Source organism: Mycobacterium sp. (assembly GCF_049683935.1).
In the GTDB taxonomy this organism is placed as follows: Bacteria; Actinomycetota; Actinomycetes; order Mycobacteriales; family Mycobacteriaceae; genus Mycobacterium.
Genome location: NZ_JBAUJR010000339.1, coordinates 1 through 2,893, shown reverse-complemented (window position 1 = coordinate 2,893; position 2,893 = coordinate 1). Strand labels below are relative to the sequence as shown.

Below are 2,893 nucleotides of genomic sequence, written 5' to 3'. Positions count from 1 at the left end.
CAGGTGCGCCAGGCCGCGGCGCACCGCGTCGAGTTCGGCGAGGGTGCGCGCCGCACCGGGGTCTGAGCGAGCGTGTCTGCGTACCCGCGCCGCGGTGTTGTCGTCGAGGAGACCGGCCTGCAGGTCGGCGAGCAGTTCGGGCGTGACGTGCAGTTCGGGCTCGGGACTGGATCCAGGCCCGCGGCCCGCACCGCTGTCCATTCCTGCCTCCGCCGGTCGACGCTCTCACGATCGGCTTCGAGGCTAACCGACGCTCATTCGGCGGTCGCGCTGCCCGCGGCGAAGGAGGCCAGGGATTCGGCGAGCTTGCCCCGTGCGCGCGAACATCGACTCTTCACCGTGCCCTCGGCGACCCCCAGCATCCGCGCGGTCTCGGCCACCGAATACCCCTGCATGTCCACGGCGACGATGGCGGCGCGCTGCTCCACGGGAAGGCGCATCAGCGCTCGTTCCACCATGATGGCCGTGTCGACCCGGGCGGTCGGGTCAACCGCCCCGCACCGCTCCTCGACGAGCTCGTCGTATGCGTGGGACTTGTTGCGGCGCAACCGGTCCAGGCAGGCATTGACCACGATCCGGTGCAGCCAGCTGCTGACGGCCGAATCGTGCCGAAACGCGCGGGCCGTGCGGTGCGCCGCCAGTAGCGCGTCCTGCAGCGCGTCGGCGGCGTCGTCGCGGTCACGACTGGTGAGCAGCGCCAGCCGGTAGAGCTGGCGGTGGTGCCGGTAGAACAGCTCCTCGAACGCGTACCGGTCTCCGCTGACGTGTGCGGTGAGCAACTCGGCGTCGGTGCGCGCCTGGCCGGGTTGCCCCCGTGTTCCCCCGAATATCCCCACAGGCGAACACTAAACGGCGCCGAGGGTGGCTCCCCGCACCAGTTTTCGGACCGCGCCGCGACATGCGAAGACGCTGGGAGGTGCCTGGGGAGCGGGTGTCAGGACGCGGACCGGAGAGTGATCTCCGAGATGTCGGTGCGGCTTTCCCCGCTCACCGAGCCCAGAGTCGAGATCCAGACGAGGACGTACGACGTCGGCGACGCGTTGTCCACCTCGATGGTGTTGGACCCCGGCCGCATCGTGGCGGGCTGGGTGAGGGCGGTGGTGTCCTCCAACGACGACGGCGACGCCGTATCCGACGACCGGATCTGCACGGCGGTGCCGGTGCTGTTGAGGTTCACGGTGACCGAGCCGACGGTGGCCGGCTCCGACAGCTGCAACATCAGCCCGACCCCGTTCTTGAAACCGGGGAAGGGCACCGCGTCCGAGTAGGTGTCGCTGGCCCACACCGTCGACGGGTTGCCGTCGATCGCCAGGTCGGCGAGTTCCGGAGCGTCGGCCTCACCTTCGGGTGAGAACACGGTCACGGCAACGGGTTCGAGGACCCCACCGGCAGCTCCCGGCGCGGCGGACTCCGATGTGGTGGGCGCGTTCAGGCCGAGTTCGTCACCACCGAGTCCGTTGCCGACATCGCCGAAGATGCGGCCCAGCACGGATGCCAGCAGCACCACCGCGACGACCACGATGACCGCCGCGACCGCCAACCCGATGATGAGTCCTCTGCGTCGGCGCGTGTCCGATCCGGCGTCGTCGGAGGGCGTACCGAGCCAGCCCCCGGACCGTGTCTCGGGCACCGCGTCCGCGACCGGCGCGATGTGATCGGTGCGGTCGGCGATCGCGGTGGCCTGTTGAAGCAGGTTGAGCAGCGTTGGCGCGCTGCGGATTCCGCCGCCCTCCTGGACGGCGTGTGATGCGGCAGCCGAGATCTGGAAGGGGATGTCGCGGTCGATGGCCCGGGGTTCGACGGGCTGGCCGGCCGCGTCGAGATCGGCCGGTGCCAGGCCACTGGATTCGCCCGATTCGGGCAGCGGCCACCGATCGATCAGCAGGGCGTAGAGCGCCGCGCCGATTCCGCGGATGTCGTCCTCAGGTGTCGCGTCGCGGAGCGTCGCCGGGAACGCCAACGCCACGTCACCTTCGATGCTGACCCGGATCCGGCCGGGATGGTCCACCGACAGTGCCACCCCGTTGCGATGCGCGACCTCGGCGGCCGCGGCGAGGGACTGAATCGCGCGGGCGCCGCCGATCGGTGACGGTGTGGTGTCGGCGACCTCGGCCAGCGAGCCACCACGAATCCACTCCGAGACCACAAGACCGCTGGATCCGGTGGCGACGACGTCGAGCACCCGCGCCACGCCGGGCATGTCGATGCGGCTGAGCTTCTGGGTCCGGGACAGGATGTCCTGTACCTCGCGCTCGGTCATCGTCCCGTCGGGGCTGACGAACGTCAGTGCCACCTGACGGTCGAGTGCTGTATCGAGCGCCTGCCAGAACTGCAGATGCGGGGGGCCGCCGTGGAAGACCAGCAGCCGGTAACGCCCGTTGGAGATCATCGCACCGGGTATCAGGTGCACGTTCTCGGTTGCGGTCGCCGTCTCCAGTGGCGGCTCCCGTGGCGGATCGAACGCCAGGGGTTCGCGGGACGGGTCGCCGCCGTACTCGGAGGGTGGCCGGGTCGACTCGGAGGTCGGCGGACGGCCCGTGCTCGACGAGGGCAGCACCGCGGTCTCGGAATCGGGCTGCGGCGGGTGCGCGGACGTGTCGGGAACGTCCGGCTGGAAGTCATCGGCCGACGGCCGGTCGATCCGGGTGGTGGCATCAGCGTCCGAGGGGGAACCGCCGGTGGGTTTGTCGCTCACCGCTGATCCTTTCCCCCTCCAGTCGCCGGCAACCTTCGCCGGCGGATTTCTGGGTTCAGGGTACGTGAGGCCGCTGTCGCGACGTGGCGGGACGGACGGCGAAGGCGCTGATGTCGCCACCTGCGCGCCGGGCCGAAGGCGCCTGCGTACCGCGGCGAGTGCGGCCTGGGCTTCGGGCACCTTCGCGCCGAGGAGCAC

General features: G+C 70.4%; 3 protein-coding genes. All 3 read right to left on the bottom strand.

Annotated features, from left to right (window positions below):
• Positions 1–201: RsmA family anti-sigma factor (locus WA965_RS19760; RefSeq protein WP_526447990.1), on the bottom strand; the 201-nt coding region annotated here is incomplete at its 3' end.
• A gap of 53 nt (positions 202–254) precedes the next feature.
• On the bottom strand, positions 255–836 hold the full coding sequence (gene sigM / locus WA965_RS19755) for an RNA polymerase sigma factor SigM (RefSeq protein ID WP_526300746.1): 582 nt from the start codon (positions 834–836) through the stop codon (positions 255–257).
• A gap of 98 nt (positions 837–934) precedes the next feature.
• Positions 935–2,893 (bottom strand): protein kinase family protein (locus WA965_RS19750; RefSeq protein WP_526447989.1); only part of this gene is annotated, 1,959 nt, incomplete at its 5' end.